The sequence below is a fragment of the Paraburkholderia sp. A1RI-2L genome, from assembly GCF_048957375.1.
GTDB lineage: Bacteria > Pseudomonadota > Gammaproteobacteria > Burkholderiales > Burkholderiaceae > Paraburkholderia.
Genome location: NZ_JARBTA010000002.1, coordinates 1,252,169 through 1,268,938, shown reverse-complemented (window position 1 = coordinate 1,268,938; position 16,770 = coordinate 1,252,169). Strand labels below are relative to the sequence as shown.

Sequence of the window (16,770 nt, the reverse complement as noted above, 5' to 3'; positions counted from 1 at the left end):
GTCCTTATCATTGTTTGTTCAGGAATGCATGCACGGCTTCGCGATGCTCGCGGCTCGTGTAGCAGACCGCCTGCGCCTGGCTGCCCTGAGCGAATACCTGATGTGCCGACAATTCGTAGCTCTGGTTCAGGATGGCCTTGCCGAGCGCCAGCGCCGTAGCGGAGCCCTGGCCAAGCTCCAGCGCCCAGGCGCGGGCCTCTTCGATCAGACGTTGCGGTGCGCACACCCGATCGGCGATACCGATTTCTAGCGCCTCTTTCGCTTCGACGCGGCGGCCGCTGAAGATCAGGTCCTTCGCGCGCGGCAAACCCACGCGCCGCGGCAGGAAATACAGGCCGCCGCCATCCGGAATCAATCCGCGCCGGATGTAGCTCCATGCGAAGCTGGCTTCTTCCGAGGCAATGATGAAATCGCAGGCCAGCGCCATGTCGGCGCCCAGTCCTGCCGCTGCCCCGTTTACCGCTGCGATGGTGGGCTTGGGCATCGAGTAGAGCAGGTTCACGCTGTGATGCACGCGCTGCTGGCGCGACCAGCCATTGAACGCCACTTCGCCGGCTGGCGCTTGCATACGTTGCGCCATGCCGCTTACGTCGCCGCCTGCGCAGAATCCCTTGCCGTTGCCGGTCAGAACGACGGACCGCACGGCGGCGTCGCGCGCCACGTTTTCGAGCAGGGTGATGAGTTCGGAGCGCATGTCGTCGGTAATGGCGTTGCGCTTTTCAGGCCGGTTCAGGGTGATGAGCGCGATGCCCGATTCCACTGCAAACTCGATCATGGATGTATTCATGGTTGTTACGGCTCTTCGGACGATATGAGTTGGAGGATGGCCCCGCGCTGCGAGGCGGCGCATCGTGTGATGAAGCATAGCCTTGGCGCTTGCGACGGGCATCGGGCGCGTTTCACTGCATGGAACAAGGCCGCTTTCGCGTACCCTCGCGTACCTTCGCGTACCCTCGCGTGCGCGCGCCTCGCGGCACGGCGCAGCACTGCGCCGTTCACTGCGAAGCCGGGCCTCCGACCGGATCAAGGCCGGCCTGCTCGAGGATGCGTTTCGCCTCGGGCGTCTGCAGATAGCGAATCAGCGCGCTTGCGGCGTCGGGCTCCGCGGCATGCGGGGCGACGGCTGCGGCGATCACGCTCACCTTTTGCAGCGGCTCGGGAAGCGGCCCGACGTATTGGATGCCGTCGATTGCGCGCAGCTCGCTGATCTGCTGCAGGCCCATGTCTGCCTCGCCACGTTTCAGCGCCACGCCGACCAGCTCCTTGCCTTTGATCTGAACCGTCTTGCGTTGCAGGGCATCGGCCACGCCGAGCTTCGGAAAGAGCGTCTCGGTGATGTACTTGCCGCTCGCGCCCTCCGAGAACGCAATCGAGTGCGCGCCGAGCAAGGCCGTTCGCACCGCGTCGACCGAGCCAATGTCGGGCTTCGGCACGCCCGCGCGCACGGCGATGCCGATGCGTGAAATCGCGACGTCGGTGCGCGTGCCCTCGACGAAATAACCTTGGCGAATCTGCTCGTCGAGCGCCGCGCCGATCATGAAACACACATCCATCGGCTCGTGGTTCCTGATGCGCACCGGCAAGTCGTCTGGCGAATTGCCGTATGAAGGCCCCCAGGACAGAATCAGCCTGTTGCCGGTCGATGCTTCGAAAGCCGGGACGATCTTGCGAAAGGCCGCCGACAATGCCCCGGTCGCAAGAACATGGACGTCTGCGGCCTGCGCAGTCAAGGCACCGCACAGCGAAAGCAGTATCGGTGCAACAATACGCAAACCAGCGCGCTTGATGGGGATATTCATGGGTTCACATCGCTCCTGTTGGTGAAGACAATCCACGGCGGCCTGCAATGGTCCGATCCGCTTCGTTTGTGCGAGCCGGGGCGCTGGGCCGGCACCGCGTGCGCCATGCACTCCTTTGCTTCCGACACGATGAATGCTTCTGAAAAGGCCCTTCGCACGGCGCCTGACACCGTACTGAACCGCTCTCTCGAACGGGGGCTGCTACTGCTGCGGGCCTTCGGCCCAGGCGCCGATGCGCTCGGCAACGGCGACTTCGTCGAGCGCACCGGATTGCCGAAGGCCACGGTGAGCCGCCTCGCGCGCACGCTGGTGGAGTGCGGGTTTCTCGAACACGACGCCGCGCGCCAGGTCTACCGGCTCGGCGTGCCGATACTGAGCGTGGCGCACGCCATGCGCACAGGATCGAAAGTCCTGCAGGCGGGCGCGCCGCTGATGCGCGAAGCCGCGCAAAAGCGCCAGATCAACGCGGGCCTCGCGGTGGCCGATGGCGACGACATGGTCTATCTCGAGTCCTTCCGCTACAACCAGCGAGCCGCGCTGCGCACCGTGGTCTCCGGCCAGCGCGTGCCGATGGAGCTGACCGCGCTAGGACGCGCGCATTTGTCGACCTTGAGCGAGGACGAGCGCGCAGCCCGGCTCGCATCGCTCGAGCGCCGCAGCAGCCGACGCTGGAAACCCGTGAAAACGCAGATCCTCGAAGCCATCGACCAGGTGCGCCGTCTGGGTTACTGCGTGGCAACCTGGCAGCCCGAAGTTGTCGCGCTTGCCACGCCGTTGATCGTGCCGGGGCATCAGCCGGTCATGCTGAATTTCAGCGTGCGCACGACCGACACGCCATCCGGCGTCTCGACCGCGCTCGCGGCGCCGCTCCTGCAGTTGCGCGACGCTATCGTTCATGCGGTGGCGGTGCTCGAGCCAGGCTGAGTTACTGTTCGCTGATTGCGCGCCTCGGCACGCCCAGCACGATCGCGAGCCCCCCGAGTATGGAGACGAGCGCGACGGCATAAAGCCCTGGCGCATTGCTGCCGAACCGCGTGGAAGCAAAGCCGATGACCGTTGGCGCGAGCATGCCGCCAAACTGCCCGAGGCTGCTGATGAGGCCGATGCCGCTCGCCGCCACCGCAGGCCTCAGATAGGCGGGCGGCAAGGTCCAGAAGAGCGAGAGCATGCCGAGATAGCCCGCGGTGGCGGCACACAGCAGCACCATCAATGCACCGACGTTATGTGCGAACAATGGCAGCAGCACGACGCCCACTGCGGCCAGCGCCGAGCTGACCATGAAATGCCAGCGCCGTTCGAGCCTGCGGTCGGAGCTGCGCCCCATCAGATACATCGCAATAGCGCCAACGATGTACGGAATCGCCGACAACGCACCGATATGCCAGAAGTTCGTCACGCCACTGTTCTTGATGACGCTCGGCGCCCAGATATGAACCACGATGCTGGCCCAGGGCACGCTGAAATAGGCAAAGGTGAGGAAGTAGAACTTCGGCTCCCGAAGCGCGACCCAGATGGATTTCGGCGCACGCGCTTCTTTCAGTGCGGCTTCGCGGTGCAGCGCATCGAGCACGATGGCCTTTTCCTGCTCATTGAGCCACCGCGCCTCTTCGGGCCTATCGGTCAGGCACAGCCAGGCAACCACGCCTGCCAAAATGGATGGCGCCCCCTCGATGATGAACATCCATTGCCAGCCGTTCAATCCGAGCGCACCGGTGAGCTTTTCCAGGATGAGCCCCGACACCGGCCCGCTGACAATGCCTGACACGCAGATGGCGCTCATGAAAAGGGACGTCACCCGGGCCCGCCGCGCGGCGGGAAACCAGTAGGTGAAGTAAAGGATGACCCCGGGGAAGAAGCCCGCTTCGGCCACGCCGAGCAGCACGCGAGCGAGATAGAACTCCATAGGGGTGCGGACGAATGCCGTGCAGGCCGACACCACGCCCCAGAAGGTCATGATGCGCAACAGCGTCAGGCGAATGCCGATACGCTGCAACCAGAGATTGCTGGGCACCTCCAGCAGCATGTAGCCGAGATAGAAGAGCCCCACGCCAAGTCCGAACGCCGCCTCGGACAAACCGACATCGCGCCGGAACTGAAGGTGGGCAAAACCAATGTTTGCCCGATCGATATAGGCAAACACATAACAGACGAAGAGCAGCGGCATCAGCCTCCATGTCACTTTGCGGTATACCGCTTCGGTCATCGAATGCTGGACGGCCGTCGCCTCGGGCGAAGGACTTGTCACTGCTTGCATGGTGTCTCCGGTCATTTATTGGCTGCGGAATGTGGATTGCCGCCCGGACCGTCCGGTCGGATCCCGCATGAACACGATTATGGTTGCCGCACGAAGAACGCCAAGGGAGCCGTTCCACTGTGTGGAACACGCAACCGGGCCGGAGCACCATGGGGACGTGATCATTGCGCGCAAGCCCGAAAGCCATCTCGAGGTTTACAATCGGCTCGGCGGCGGCGCGCTTCGACCGAAAAATTAACCTGCTTTGCGGGCAGATGAAGGTGTCGCGCTCAATCACATTACGCTGGATGCGCGCGAACCGGTCTTCCGGAACCGCAAACTCTGAGACTTTCGATGGAACTCCGGCAGTTACGATATTTCGTCAGCGTCATCGAACACGGCAGCATGGGCCGGGCGGCGCTCGAGCTGGGGGTCGTCACGTCGGCGCTCAGCCAGCAGATCAGCAGGCTGGAAAGCGAGCTCTCCACGCGCCTGCTGCAGCGAACCTCGAGCGGCGTCGTGCCCACCGATGCAGGTCTCGCATTCTGGCGTCAGGCGCAACTCGCGCTGCGCCACATCGACGACGCCGCCCTGGCCGCCCGCCAGGCGCGCCTCTCGGGCCACGTCAGCGTGGGGCTCGCGCCCAGCACGGCAGGGGTGCTCGGGCTCGCGTTCATGCAGGCGATGCGCGAGCGCTATCCCGACGTGCGGCTGCGCATGGTCGAAAGCCTCTCCGGTTATCTGGGCGCAATGCTCGGCGCACGGCAAATCGATCTGGCGATCCTGTTCCGCGAAGAGCCCGCGCAACGCTGGAGCGTCATGCCCCTGCTCGATGAGCGCCTGTTCGTGATCGGTGCGGCGACGCTGCCCGGCATGCCTGAGCGGCCGAGAACCTCGATCGCGAAGCTGGGCGCCCTGCCGCTGATTCTGCCAAGCGGCGCACACGGCCTTCGCGCCCTGCTCGACGCCGCCTTCAAGCGCGCCGGCTACGCGCCGCGCATCGCCGCCGAGATCGACGGTCTCGCCATGCTCATGGACGCCGTGCGCGGCGGACTCGGCGCAACGATTCAGCCCGGAGCGGCGCTCGCACGCGCCGAGAACGCATCTCTGGCGAGCGTGCCGCTGGTCGAGAAATACGCGACGAGACCGAACCTCATCGCGAGCGTCTCGGACGACGAGCTTTCGCCTGCCGGCCTTGCCGCACGCGTCGTGCTCGCCGACGTCGCGCGCGATACACTCGCCGCTGGCCGCTGGCCTGGCGCAACCCTGCGTCGACCCACCCTTCACAAGGCCTGAAGACCCCTTGCCGGCCCCCTGATGGCGGCGCCCACCGGCGCTTCTTATAGTTGTCTCAAAGGAGACAACTCAGATGGTGGACGTTCTTGTAATCGGCGGCGGCAATGCCGCGCTGTGTGCGGCTTTGATGGCGCGAGAAGCCGGCGCCTCTGTCCTGCTTCTCGAATCGGCGCCGCGCGAATGGCGCGGCGGAAATTCCCAGCACACTCGCAACCTGCGCTGCATGCACGACGCGCCGCAGGACGTGCTGGTCGATGCGTATCCGGAAGAGGAATACTGGCAAGACTTGCTCAAGGTGACCGGCGGCATCACGAACGAGGCGCTCGCGCGGCTCGTGATCCGGGCCTCGTCGACGTGCCGTCCGTGGATGCACAAGCATGGCGTGCGCTTTCAGCCGCCGCTTTCCGGCGCCCTGCACGTCGCGCGGACCAATGCGTTCTTCATGGGCGGCGGCAAGGCGCTCGTGAATGCCTACTACCGCAGCGCCGAAGCGCTCGGCGTGCAGATCCGCTACGACACGCCTGTCGACGTAATCGAACTGGACGCGGGCCGCTTCGTCGCGGCGCGCAGCGGCGGGCAACGTTTCGAGGCACGCGCCTGCGTGCTCGCAGCCGGCGGATTCGAATCGAATCGCGAATGGCTGCGAGAAGCGTGGGGACAAAACGAGCGCGGCGAATGGCCCGCCGAGAACTTTCTCATTCGCGGCACGCGCTTCAATCAGGGCGTCCTGCTCAAGCACATGATCGACTCGGGAGCGGATGCGATTGGCGATCCGTCGCAGTCGCACTGCGTGGCCATCGACGCGCGTGCGCCGCTCTATGATGGCGGCATCTGCACGCGCATCGACTGCGTGTCGCTCGGCGTCGTCGTCAACCGCGACGCACAGCGTTTTTACGACGAAGGCGAAGACTTCTGGCCAAAGCGCTATGCGATCTGGGGGCGGCTCGTCGCGCAGCAGCCGGGCCAGATCGGCTACTCGATCATCGACGCGAAGGCCATCGGGCGCTTCATGCCTCCGGTCTTTCCCGGCGCGAAAGCCGATTCGCCAAACGATCTCGCGCGTCAACTGAATCTTCCCGAAGCCGCGTTCGCCGAGACGATTCGCGCCTACAACGCCGCGTGCCGCGCCGGCACCTTCGATCACACGGCACTCGACGACTGCCGCACCGAAGGTCTCGTGCCAGCGAAAACACACTGGGCGCGGCCCATCGATACCCCTCCCTTCTTCGGCTATGCATTGCGCCCGGGCATCACGTTCACCTATCTGGGGCTCAAGGTCAATGAACACGCCCAGGTCCATTTCGGCGGACGCCCGAGCGAAAACCTTTTCGTAGCAGGGGAAATGATGGCCGGCAACGTGCTCGGCAAGGGTTATACGGCCGGCGTCGGCATGTCGATCGGCACCGCGTTCGGACGCATTGCCGGCACACGCGCCGCGATGGCCGCTGCTCATCACACTGGAGTTGAACGTGCAAAAGCTTGAAGCACTTGCCCGCGAGGCGCGAGAACTCGCCTCGCCTTCCGTCGCCGTCCCGCGCACCGCCATGAGCGAGCCCGCGACGCCGGTCATCCGCGTGCTCCCCCTCACTCAAAATGAAGCGGAAGTCGCACGGCAGATGCAGATCTGCAATGCATGCCGTTACTGCGAAGGATTCTGCGCGGTCTTTCCCGCGATGACACGGCGCCTCGAATTCGCCAAGGCGGACGTCAACTATCTCGCCAACCTGTGCCACAACTGCGGCGCGTGCTATCACGCTTGCCAGTACGCGCCGCCCCATGAGTTCGCCGTGAACGTGCCGAAGGCAATGGCCAAGGTCCGCGTCGAAACCTATGCGGAGTATGCGTGGCCCGCATCGATGGGTGCGCTCTACAAGCGCAATGGCTTGACCGTCGCGCTTGCGCTCGCGATCGGGCTCGCCCTCTTTCTGGCGCTTGGCATCGGGTTCAAGGGCTCGCTGTTCGCGGGCGCATTGGGCGGCAACTTCTACGCGATCTTCCCGCATAACCTGCTCGCGGCGATGTTCGGCGCGGTCTTCTGCTTCGCGATCCTCGCGCTCGGCGTCGGCGTGTCGCGATTCTGGCGTGACGTGTCGGCGGGACCGGCCAGCGCGCCGGCCGTCGCCGAGGCCGCGAAGCATGCGCTCACCCTGACGTATCTCGACGGGGGCCATGGCGAAGGCTGCAACGAATCGAATGATGCGTTCACGCTCGCGCGGCGGCGTTTTCATCATTTGACTTTCTATGGCTTCATGCTGTGCTTCGCGGCAACGGTGGTGGCCACCTTCTATCACTACGCGCTCGACCTCCACGCGCCCTACCCGGTGCTCAGCCTGCCCGTGCTGCTCGGCACGACCGGCGGAATCGGCTTGCTCGCCGGACCGGCGGGCCTGCTCTGGCTCAACCTGCGTCGCGACCCGGACCGCGGCGACCCGAAGCAGCGTCCGATGGACCGCGGCTTCATCGCGCTGCTGCTGCTCACCAGCGCCTCGGGCCTCGCGCTCCTCGCGTGGCGCGATAGCGCCGCGATGGCCTGGCTGCTGGCCCTTCACCTCGGCGTCGTGATGGCGCTCTTCGCCACGCTGCCCTACGGAAAGTTCGCCCACGGGATCTATCGCAGCGCAGCGCTTCTCAAGTCATCGATCGAAAAGCGGCAAGCCAGCCGCCTGCAGCTCGGCTCGGATTGATGGCGCCCCCACCGAAATACTTTCGGTGGGCAAGCGCACTCGCATAACACAACCACGGAGACAACTCATGCATCCCTCAACGCTCAACGCCGGGGATAACGCGCAGGTTCGAACGTCGAAATTCGGCGCGGTCCTGCGCGTGACCAGCGGCAATTTTCTGGAGCAGTTCGACTTCTTTCTTTTCGGCTTCTATGCGACCACCATCTCGCACATCTTTTTCCCATCGAAGAGCGAGTTCGCCTCGCTGATGCTCACTTTCAGCGTGTTCGGAGCGGGCTTTCTGATGCGTCCGCTGGGTGCGATCGTGCTGGGTGCGTACATCGATGAAGCAGGCCGACGCAAAGGGTTGATCGTCACACTTTCGATCATGGCATGCGGCACGATCCTGATCGCGTGCGTGCCCGGATACGCGACGATCGGCTTGCTGGCGCCCGCTCTCGTGCTGCTCGGACGCCTGCTGCAAGGCTTTTCCGCGGGCGCCGAGCTGGGCGGCGTCTCGGTCTATCTGGCGGAAATGGCGACGCCGGGGCACAAGGGCTTCTATACGAGCTGGCAATCCGCGAGCCAGCAAGTCGCCATCGTGGCCGCGGCGGCGCTCGGCTATCTGCTCAATCATCTGATGGCGGCCAGCGAAATCGGCGCATGGGGATGGCGCATTCCGTTCTTCGTCGGCTGCGCGATCGTGCCGATTATCTTCGTGCTGCGGCGCACGTTGCAGGAAACCGACGCATTCAAGGCGCGCACGCACCATCCGCGCGCCCGCGAAGTCTTCGCCACGATGCTGCAAAACTGGCGGACGGTGCTCGCCGGCATGCTGCTCGTCGCCATGACGACCACCACCTTCTACCTCATCACGGTCTATACGCCGACCTTCGGCAAAGCCGTTCTGAAACTCACCACCGGGGATAGCCTGATCGTCACGCTGTGCGTGGGCCTGTCGAACTTCTTCTGGCTGCCGGTCGGCGGGGCGCTCTCGGATCGCATCGGCCGCAGGCCGATTCTCATCGCCATCACGGTGCTGGCCATCTGCACGTCGTATCCGGCGCTCTCCTGGCTTGCATCGGCGCCGAGCTTCGGCCGCATGCTCGCCGTGCTGCTATGGCTCTCGTTTTTCTTCGGCATGTACAACGGCGCGGCAGTCGCAGCGCTCACGGAAGTCATGCCCGCCGAGGTCCGCGTGGCCGGTTTCTCGCTTGCGTTCAGTCTCGCCACCGCGGTTTTCGGAGGCTTCACACCCGCCATCTCGACGTATCTCATCGATATCACCGGCGACAAGGCCGCACCGGGCTACTGGCTGGATTTCGCCGCCGCATGCGGGCTCGTCGCCACCCTCGCGCTGTATCGCCGGGGCGGCGCCGCCCTTGCACTCCGGAATTGATCAGCTTTTAACATCAATACTTCGAAAAATTGCAATTTTCGTTTAGGGCGTCCTGGGTCAATATTCCCTGAATACAAGCGCGGACCACGCCTATTCCGCGATTTCAGGAGACACGTTGATGCATCCTTCGCCCTCTACCCTTTCGTCGGGCCGCTCAAAGGCCGCTGCGGTATTCCGCGTGACAGCCGGGAATTTCCTCGAGCAGTTCGACTTCTTTCTGTTCGGCTTCTACGCGACGCAAATCGCCAGCGTATTCTTTCCCGCGACGAGCGAATTTGCCTCGCTGATGATGACGTTCGCGGTCTTCGGCGCCGGTTTTCTGATGCGCCCGCTGGGCGCGATCGTGCTCGGCGCGTACATCGACGATGTCGGCCGTCGCAAGGGCCTGATCGTCACGCTTTCCATCATGGCGAGCGGCACGATCCTGATCGCGTTCGTGCCGGGCTACGCGACCATCGGCCTGCTGGCGCCCGCGCTGGTGCTCGTTGGCCGGTTGCTGCAGGGATTTTCAGCAGGTGCTGAATTGGGTGGCGTGTCGGTCTATCTCGCCGAGATGGCCACACCGGGCCGCAAGGGCTTCTTCACGAGCTGGCAGTCCGCCAGCCAGCAGGTCGCCATCGTCGTGGCGGCGGCACTGGGCTTCGCGCTCAACCAGTCGCTGAACGCCACTGCTATCGCGGCCTGGGGATGGCGAGTTCCCTTCCTGGTCGGCTGCATGATCGTGCCGTTCATTTTCATGCTGCGCCGCAACCTGGAGGAAACGCAGGAGTTCAAGGCACGCCAGCATCGCCCTACGATGAACGAAGTGTTCCGCACGCTGGTCCAGAACTGGGCGGTCGTGGTCGCCGGCATGATGCTGGTGGCGATGACCACCGCGAGCTTCTATCTCATCACGGTCTACGCGCCGACTTTCGGCAAGACGGTCCTGCACCTGAGCACCGCCGATAGTTTGCTCGTGACGCTGTGCGTCGCCATATCGAACTTCGTGTGGCTCCCCATCGGCGGCGCACTCTCCGACAAGATCGGCCGCAGGCCGCTCCTCGTCGCCATGACGGTGCTCACCATTGCAACCGCTTACCCCGCGCTGTCGATGCTCGCTCATGCGCCGAGCTTCCTGAATATGCTGCTCGTCCTGCTTTGGCTTTCGTTCATGTACGGCATCTATAACGGCGCGATGATCGTGGCGCTCACCGAAGTGATGCCGGCGCAAGTACGCGTTGCGGGTTTCTCGCTCGCCTATAGCCTCGCAACGGCGGCTTTCGGCGGCTTCACGCCAGCGATTTCGACGGCGCTCATTCACATGACCCACGATAAGGCCGCACCCGGCTACTGGATGAGCTTCGCCGCAGCCTGCGCGCTTTTCGCGACGTTCGCGCTCTATCGCCGGCGCGCCGCAACGTTGACCCCGGCGCATTGACGCGCATCTCGTTGCACAGACACCGACCACCTGTTATCTGAACGACTCCAATCAATCATGAAGAATCTGCTTCTGAAACTGTGCGCCACCGCGCTCGTCGCAGTCTCGGCCGCTGGTGCACACGTGCAGGCCGCTGAACTGCACGTCATGAGCTCTGGCGGCTTTACCGCGGCATACAAGCTCCTCGGCCCGAAGTTCGCATCCGACACGGGCAATACGCTCGACACCGCGCTGGGCCCGTCGATGGGCAAATCGCCTGAAGCGATCCCCAACCGGCTCGCGCGCGGCGAACCTGCGGACGCCGTCATCATGGTGGGTTATGCACTCGACGAACTGATCAAGGAAGGCAAGGTCATCCCCGGCTCGCGGGTCGAACTGGCCGATTCGCGCATCGGCATGGTGGTGCGTGAAGGCGCGACGAAACCCGATATCAGCTCGGCCGACGGCCTGCGGCAGACCCTGCTGCATGCGAAGTCGATCGCCTACTCGGACAGCGCGAGCGGTGTCTATATCGAGCGGGAGTTGTTCAAGAAACTGGGCATCGAGGATCAGGTCAAGTCGAAGGCGAAGATGGTCCCGCGCATTCCGGTGGCCTCGGTGGTCGCGAACGGCGACTACGAGATCGGCTTCCAGCAGGTGAGCGAGTTGTTGCCCGTCAAGGGGGCGAGCTTCGTCGGGAAAATCCCCGATTCTCTGCAGTCCGTCACCCGCTTCGCCGCCGGCATTCCCGTCAACGCCCAGCATCCGAAGGAAGCTAAAGCCCTACTCGACTATCTCGCTTCCCCTGACGTACAGGCAGAAGTGAAATCGACCGGGCTCGATTCCGTCCCGGCTCATTGACGCAAGCCCTGCGAGAGGTCCGCGCCAGTTAAAGATGCCCTCATTTCCCGGGCGTGTTTTCCAGCCGGTCCTCCACATTGTCCGCGCCGCCCGGCTCTTCTCGCCCGAGCATCCGGGCGAGGAGCGTACGATCGCAAGCGTTTTCCCACATCGACACCAGGATCACTGCGCAAGCGTTGCTGATCACGCTCGTCAAGGCGCGCGCCTCGGACATGAAGCGGTCGATGCCAACCAATAGCGCCACGCCAGCGACGGGCAGATCGGGAATCACCGTCAGCGTGGCGACCAGCGCCACCAATCCGCTACCTGACACCCCAGCCGCGCCCTTCGACGTGAGCAGCATGACCGCGAGCATTGTCGCGATCTGCGACGCGGAGAGCGGCACGTCGCACGCCTGAGCAATGAACATCGAGGCGAGCGTCAGATAGATCGCGGTGCCGTCGAGATTGAACGAATAGCCCGCAGGCAGCACGAGCCCCACTACGCCCTTGTCGCAGCCGAGCGCCTCCAGCTTCGCGATCAGGCGCGGCAGCACCGGCTCCGTCGACGAAGTCGCCAGAACGATGAGCAACTCTTCGCGCAAGTAGCGCAAGAGCCGCCAAAGCGCGAAGCCGTGCAGCCGCGCAAGCGCGGCCAGCACCAGCGCAACGAACAACAGGCATGCCACGTACAGGGACACCATCAACATGCCAAGCGAGCCAACCGAGCGCAGGCCGAAGCGACCCACCGTGAACGCCATCGCGCCGAATGCGCCGAGCGGCGCAAGACGCATGATCATCGCGAGAATGCGAAAGAGGATCTGGGCAACACCGTCGATGAGCGCGAGCACCGGCCTGCCCGCGCCTGGATACGCGTTGAGCGCGAAGCCGAAGAGCAGCGAGATCAGCAGCACCGGCAGCACGTCGCCCTTGTCGAACGCGCCGGCCAAGGTCTCGGGGATGATGCTCAGCGCGAAAGCGACCAGGCCGTGTGGATGCGCGTGCGTCGCATATTGCGCGAGGACGGTGGCATCCAGATGGCGCGCGTCGATGTGCATGCCCTCGCCCGGCCGCAGCACGAAGGCGGTGCCAAGTCCCAGCGCAAGCGCCACGGCAGTCAGCAAATAAAAGAGCGCCAACGCCCGCAGGATCGTGCGCCCGATCGCCTTCCCACTGGCAAGCGAAGTGATCCCTGAGACGATGGTGCAAAAGACGATCGGCGCAATCATCATCTTCACGAGGCCAACGAAGCCGTCGCTCAAGGGCTTGAGCAGCGTGCCTGCTTGCGGCCAGAAATGACCGGTTGCCATGCCCAGCACCATGCCCAGCAGGACCTGCACATACAGCGAATGAAGCGGTCTCGGTATCACAATGCGGCGTCCCTACCTGTCGACTTTCTCAGCGACGCCTTTGTCGGAGGTGTCGGCGCTTGCGACGCCGCCGCGCTTCATTTCGACAATCGTTCTGTGAAACTCCTGCGCGGCCGGCGTAAGCGGGCGTCCTCTGCGTCTTACGATTCCAACGCGCCGCTTTACCACGGGTTCGACGAGCGGCACGCTCGTGAGGATGGGGTGGTTGTGCCCGGGCATGGCCATCGACGGCACCGCCGCGACGCCGAGGCCCGCTTCGACCAAACCCAGCATGGTGGTGACATGGCGCGTCTCGCAGACACTCGGCAAGCGCGGCGCCACGGCCGAGAGCGCCTGATCGAGCAATAGCCGGTTGCCGGAAGTCTTGTCCACCGAGACATACTCATGCTCGTAAAGCTCGTTCCAGGTCACGCGCTTCTTGCTGGCGAGCGGGTGATCGCGACGGCAGGCGGCCACGAAGCGCTCCTGCAGCAGCACTTTGAACTCGATCTCGGACTCCTGGCTGCCCACAAAGCTCACCCCGAAATCAGCCTCTCCACTGATGACGGCGGACAGCACCTCGTTGGCGCTCACGTCCAGCAACTTGACCCGGATGCGCGGAAAGCGGCGATGATAGCTCGCGATAGCGCCCGGCAGGAAGTAGTAGGCCACCGAAGGCACGCAGGCGACGGTGACGTGCCCCAGTCGGCTCGAAGAAACATCGCGGATGCCGAGCAACGCGACATCCAGATCATCGAGCAGCTGTTCGGCGCTCCGCGCGAACACACGGCCGACCGTGGTGAGGGTGACGCTGCGCGTGGTGCGCTCGAACAGGCGCACGCCGAGCGCTTCCTCGAGCTTGTCGATCCGGCGGCTCAGGGCCGGCTGCGAGATGCTCACCGCCTCGGCGGCCTTGCGGAAGCTTCCGAGCTCAACCACGGCTCTAAACGCCTGCAAGTCATTCAAGTCGAAATTGACGCCCACCGGCCATTCTCCGCGTTCTGGATACGGATATTTTGCACGATGCCGCTCGCAGCGCCCATTGGGGATCGTGCGCGTTTGCGGGCGCACCCGGCCTAAGGCGCTCCAGGCTTCGTGTCTACAACTCCATGGCTGGCGGTCTCGTGCTGACCGGCGTGCTTGCTTACGGCGGCGAAGCAAGCGGAATCTATGAGTCGGCAGCGGCAACGCCCCTGTTTTGCTTTCGAATCATTGCCGCAGCCGGTGCGCATCGTCGAAAAACGTGTTGGTGCACCGTGATCGGTTACGAGCGAAAACGTTGCTCTTCGACTCTTTGCAGTTTGCTGACTTCGGCGATGCCGCTGAGCAATGAGGCGAGGTATTCCACGACATCGTCGAGTGCGACGATGCCGGTCAGGCGTCCCGAATCGTCGACGACCGGCAGGCGGCGCACACCCGAACGGCGCATTTCGTCGAGCGCCACGCTGATCTCGTCTGTCTCCGACACCACAATCAAGCCGCGCGACATGATCTGGCCTGCAGTGAACCGGTCGGCATCCTCGCCGCTGGCCATCACTGCGACCACGAGGTCGCGGTCTGTCACCAGCCCAACCGGCACCGCCTCGCCATTGCGATATTCAACCACCACGATGTCGCCCACGTGCGCGTGGCGCATGCGCTCGGCCAAAGTTAGTGCGCTGCAATCGCCCGTGCAGGTTTCGACGGGCTGGGTGCTGATTCTTCCGATATGCATGATTGTCCTCCTGTTCGTGGGGCGGGCTTGACGCGTTGCATCGGCCCCTTCGTTGAATGAGGTTAGGTTTGGCGGGCTCGCCCGGCTTGATACACGTCAATAGATCCAGCGGACCCTGCGCGCTGCGATGGCGTGTGAAGGTGACGCGTGCTCACGGACAGCCGTGCGTGCGGCCGCCCCGCTCGTGTGAAGAGGCTTCGGCACTGGCCGACGACGTATGGCGCAGGCACCGAACGAGCCCTTTTATCGCCAAGGCGCCAATCGCAACGATGCATAGCACGACGAACCACAGCACGAGGACGTATCCGAACAGTTGCCAGAACTCGCCCACGCGCTGTTGCAGGACCCAGGTCTGGTACGACGCCACATCGTCAGCCGCATTCGGATACGAGGTGCGGTACATGAAAAAAGCGAAGCAGTGGTCGCTGTCGGGCAGCGCCACGTCGAGACGCGAGCCAGCGGGCAGTGCGCGTACAGGTGCGCATTCGGGTGCGTTCATGCCCGACACAACGCCGGCATCCACCGGGAAGTCGTAAATCGCGCCGAGCCAGGTCGTGCCGACTGCAAGAATCAGACATATGCACGCGACTTGAATACACCGCCTTGGCCAGCGGCGCCGATGCGGGCGATCAGCTCTGTCCATCTGAAGTCTCCCAGGAGGTCCACAAAACGAGATGGAACAGATCAAATCCTCATCCGTCTGCAACCTGTCGAATTGACATCGATCAAGCGCCCCCAGCATCCGCGCCCGGTTGCATTTAGACGAGCGTTCCGGCTCGCGCGGTCAGCGACCGCCTGCAGCGTTTCAGGTGCAACCGGGCCAGCAGCAGATAGCAGTGCGTGCGCTCGATCCAGCGCGGCGAGCCGCGATATGCCTTCTCGCGCAGATGCAGCGCCGCAAGCCGCGCGCGCACAGCAGCACGAAGGCTTTGATAGAAATGCACGAGGGCTGCCTCCGGGCGATCGCCGCTTGCCCGACGCCACTCGCGCAAGAGAATGCGGCCTGCCTGTCCTGCACCGACCCGCTCGCATTCCAGCGCCAGAAAGGCGATTTCGTCCACGCAATCGACCGTGCGGAGGACCTTTGATTGCGTCAGACAATCGATGATTTGTATGGGTTTTACGAGGCACACATGTTCGGGCCGCAAATCGCCGTGGCCCTCCACGATGCGTCCGTCGCGCACGCGCCGTTCGAGGCACGGCTGCAATTGCGCCAGCGCGTCGCGCTGGCTGTCGCAAAGCGCCGCGACCGCGCGGGCATCCTGCTGCAGCGCCGGGTCGCACAGATCGCGTTCGTTAGCATCGATCAGGTCGCCGAGGTTGCGCCGATACTGCGCGGCGTCGATTGCCAGCCGGGGCCGCGCGTCATAGAACGCGGCAAGCGTGGCCGCTACAGCGTGCCAATCTTCCGGGCCCAGCGTATGCGCGGCCAGCGCGCAATCGAGCATGCGCGACGCCGGCAGACGGCGCATCTGCACGAGCCAGTCGACCACGCGGCCGCTGCCATTCACCGCGAGCGCGCCCGCCCGGTCGAGCGTGAGCGGCACCACCGCCAGATACACCCTGGGCGCGAGCCGGCGATTGAGCGCGAACTCTCTGCGGCAATCGCGCTCTCGCGCGCCGAGTGCGCGCAGATCCGAACCGGCATGCCGAACGGGTTTCTTCATTTTCCAGGCGAAGCGCGAGGTGAGAAAAACCCATGACAGGTGCGTCTCGATTACGCGCACGCTGCGCGTCTTGTCCGGCCAGATACCTGGCGAGCGCAGACGCTCGACCCTCTCGCAGGCCGTAAGCCGCGACATGCGGCGCGGGTGCGATATTCGCCGGCAGCGAAAGCGCCTGCGCACGGGCGTTTTCGCTGCGGTATGAGCAACAGGCATGAGCAGGCTCCTCCCGCCGGATAGCTGCCGCGCCGCGTTCCGCCGGCCACGGCTCGCCGACGGCGGGCTGACGATCACTGTCGGGCGCACCGCGTCCTGGCGGCTTGATTCAGATCAGTGGGCGTCTACAGCGTGTGCCGTGTCGTCTCGGTTGACTTGCATCAAGCGCGGCACCACTGATTCACCCACGATGAAAGTTCGG

The 16,770-nt window shown here is 64.2% G+C and carries 16 protein-coding genes; 8 read left to right on the top strand and 8 right to left on the bottom strand.

Going from position 1 to position 16,770, the window contains the following annotated elements; genetic code table 11:
• Positions 1 to 7 precede the first annotated feature (7 nt).
• Together PWP93_RS20605 and PWP93_RS20600 are read right to left on the bottom strand one after the other, a co-directional pair.
• Entirely contained in the window at positions 8 to 787 is a 780-nt protein-coding gene (locus PWP93_RS20605) for an enoyl-CoA hydratase/isomerase family protein (protein ID WP_421045741.1), read from the bottom strand.
• Positions 788 to 995: 208 nt separating this feature from the next.
• Positions 996 to 1,799, bottom strand: coding sequence for a molybdate ABC transporter substrate-binding protein (locus PWP93_RS20600; RefSeq protein ID WP_421045740.1), 804 nt, complete (start codon positions 1,797 to 1,799; stop codon positions 996 to 998).
• A 129-nt stretch (positions 1,800 to 1,928) separates the two neighbouring features.
• Between PWP93_RS20600 and PWP93_RS20595 the strand changes: the two genes are divergently transcribed.
• On the top strand, positions 1,929 to 2,723 hold the full coding sequence (locus tag PWP93_RS20595; RefSeq protein WP_421046143.1) for an IclR family transcriptional regulator: 795 nt from the start codon (positions 1,929 to 1,931) through the stop codon (positions 2,721 to 2,723).
• Position 2,724: 1 nt separating this feature from the next.
• Here PWP93_RS20595 and PWP93_RS20590 read toward each other — a convergent pair whose 3' ends face one another.
• Positions 2,725 to 4,068, bottom strand: a complete 1,344-nt coding sequence (locus PWP93_RS20590) for an MFS transporter (RefSeq protein ID WP_421045739.1) — start codon at positions 4,066 to 4,068, stop codon at positions 2,725 to 2,727.
• A gap of 52 nt (positions 4,069 to 4,120) precedes the next feature.
• On the opposite strand from PWP93_RS20590, the gene PWP93_RS20585 reads away from it, so the two are divergent.
• From PWP93_RS20585 to PWP93_RS20555, 7 genes are all read left to right on the top strand, one after another.
• Positions 4,121 to 4,291, top strand: coding sequence for a hypothetical protein (locus PWP93_RS20585; protein WP_421045738.1), 171 nt, complete (start codon positions 4,121 to 4,123; stop codon positions 4,289 to 4,291).
• A gap of 95 nt (positions 4,292 to 4,386) precedes the next feature.
• Positions 4,387 to 5,328, top strand: coding sequence for a LysR substrate-binding domain-containing protein (locus tag PWP93_RS20580; protein ID WP_421026712.1), 942 nt, complete (start codon positions 4,387 to 4,389; stop codon positions 5,326 to 5,328).
• 73 nt (positions 5,329 to 5,401) lie between these two features.
• On the top strand, positions 5,402 to 6,811 hold the full coding sequence (gene tcuA, locus PWP93_RS20575) for an FAD-dependent tricarballylate dehydrogenase TcuA (RefSeq protein ID WP_421045737.1): 1,410 nt from the start codon (positions 5,402 to 5,404) through the stop codon (positions 6,809 to 6,811).
• Positions 6,798 to 8,012, top strand: a complete 1,215-nt coding sequence (gene tcuB, locus PWP93_RS20570) for a tricarballylate utilization 4Fe-4S protein TcuB (protein WP_421045736.1) — start codon at positions 6,798 to 6,800, stop codon at positions 8,010 to 8,012. Before tcuA ends, tcuB begins: the two co-directional genes overlap by 14 nt.
• A gap of 67 nt (positions 8,013 to 8,079) precedes the next feature.
• Positions 8,080 to 9,390: an MFS transporter gene (locus tag PWP93_RS20565; protein WP_421045735.1), complete on the top strand. Its 1,311-nt coding sequence runs from the start codon at positions 8,080 to 8,082 to the stop codon at positions 9,388 to 9,390.
• A gap of 118 nt (positions 9,391 to 9,508) precedes the next feature.
• Positions 9,509 to 10,807, top strand: a complete 1,299-nt coding sequence (locus tag PWP93_RS20560; RefSeq protein ID WP_421045734.1) for an MFS transporter — start codon at positions 9,509 to 9,511, stop codon at positions 10,805 to 10,807.
• A gap of 57 nt (positions 10,808 to 10,864) precedes the next feature.
• Positions 10,865 to 11,647, top strand: coding sequence for a substrate-binding domain-containing protein (locus PWP93_RS20555; RefSeq protein ID WP_421045733.1), 783 nt, complete (start codon positions 10,865 to 10,867; stop codon positions 11,645 to 11,647).
• 40 nt (positions 11,648 to 11,687) lie between these two features.
• Here the strand turns inward: PWP93_RS20555 and dctA are convergent, their stop codons facing one another.
• The 5 genes from dctA to PWP93_RS20530 form a co-directional block, all read right to left on the bottom strand.
• Positions 11,688 to 12,998: a C4-dicarboxylate transporter DctA gene (dctA, locus tag PWP93_RS20550; protein WP_421046142.1), complete on the bottom strand. Its 1,311-nt coding sequence runs from the start codon at positions 12,996 to 12,998 to the stop codon at positions 11,688 to 11,690.
• Positions 12,999 to 13,007: 9 nt separating this feature from the next.
• Entirely contained in the window at positions 13,008 to 13,958 is a 951-nt protein-coding gene (locus tag PWP93_RS20545; protein WP_421026706.1) for a LysR family transcriptional regulator, read from the bottom strand.
• A 280-nt stretch (positions 13,959 to 14,238) separates the two neighbouring features.
• Positions 14,239 to 14,688 (bottom strand): CBS domain-containing protein, encoded by a 450-nt coding sequence (locus PWP93_RS20540; protein ID WP_421045732.1) that lies wholly within the window; start codon positions 14,686 to 14,688, stop codon positions 14,239 to 14,241.
• A gap of 151 nt (positions 14,689 to 14,839) precedes the next feature.
• Complete coding sequence (locus PWP93_RS20535) at positions 14,840 to 15,187, bottom strand: hypothetical protein (protein WP_421045731.1); 348 nt, start codon at positions 15,185 to 15,187, stop codon at positions 14,840 to 14,842.
• A gap of 259 nt (positions 15,188 to 15,446) precedes the next feature.
• Positions 15,447 to 16,568 carry a hypothetical protein gene (locus PWP93_RS20530; protein ID WP_421045730.1) on the bottom strand — a complete coding sequence of 374 codons (1,122 nt, stop codon included), beginning with the start codon at positions 16,566 to 16,568 and terminating at the stop codon, positions 15,447 to 15,449.
• Positions 16,569 to 16,770: the final 202 nt, after the last annotated feature.

Bases quoted from the DNA above. Each gene is read 5' to 3' on its own strand.
- PWP93_RS20605 (WP_421045741.1), bottom strand. From the start codon at position 787: ATGAATACATCCATGATCGAGTTTGCAGTGGAATCGGGCATCGCGCTC.
- PWP93_RS20600 (WP_421045740.1), bottom strand. From the start codon at position 1,799: ATGAATATCCCCATCAAGCGCGCTGGTTTGCGTATTGTTGCACCGATA.
- PWP93_RS20595 (WP_421046143.1), top strand. From the start codon at position 1,929: ATGAATGCTTCTGAAAAGGCCCTTCGCACGGCGCCTGACACCGTACTG.
- PWP93_RS20590 (WP_421045739.1), bottom strand. From the start codon at position 4,068: ATGACCGGAGACACCATGCAAGCAGTGACAAGTCCTTCGCCCGAGGCG.
- PWP93_RS20585 (WP_421045738.1), top strand. From the start codon at position 4,121: ATGAACACGATTATGGTTGCCGCACGAAGAACGCCAAGGGAGCCGTTC.
- PWP93_RS20580 (WP_421026712.1), top strand. From the start codon at position 4,387: ATGGAACTCCGGCAGTTACGATATTTCGTCAGCGTCATCGAACACGGC.
- tcuA (WP_421045737.1), top strand. From the start codon at position 5,402: ATGGTGGACGTTCTTGTAATCGGCGGCGGCAATGCCGCGCTGTGTGCG.
- PWP93_RS20565 (WP_421045735.1), top strand. From the start codon at position 8,080: ATGCATCCCTCAACGCTCAACGCCGGGGATAACGCGCAGGTTCGAACG.
- PWP93_RS20560 (WP_421045734.1), top strand. From the start codon at position 9,509: ATGCATCCTTCGCCCTCTACCCTTTCGTCGGGCCGCTCAAAGGCCGCT.
- PWP93_RS20555 (WP_421045733.1), top strand. From the start codon at position 10,865: ATGAAGAATCTGCTTCTGAAACTGTGCGCCACCGCGCTCGTCGCAGTC.
- PWP93_RS20540 (WP_421045732.1), bottom strand. From the start codon at position 14,688: ATGCATATCGGAAGAATCAGCACCCAGCCCGTCGAAACCTGCACGGGC.
- PWP93_RS20535 (WP_421045731.1), bottom strand. From the start codon at position 15,187: ATGAACGCACCCGAATGCGCACCTGTACGCGCACTGCCCGCTGGCTCG.
- PWP93_RS20530 (WP_421045730.1), bottom strand. From the start codon at position 16,568: ATGCCTGTTGCTCATACCGCAGCGAAAACGCCCGTGCGCAGGCGCTTT.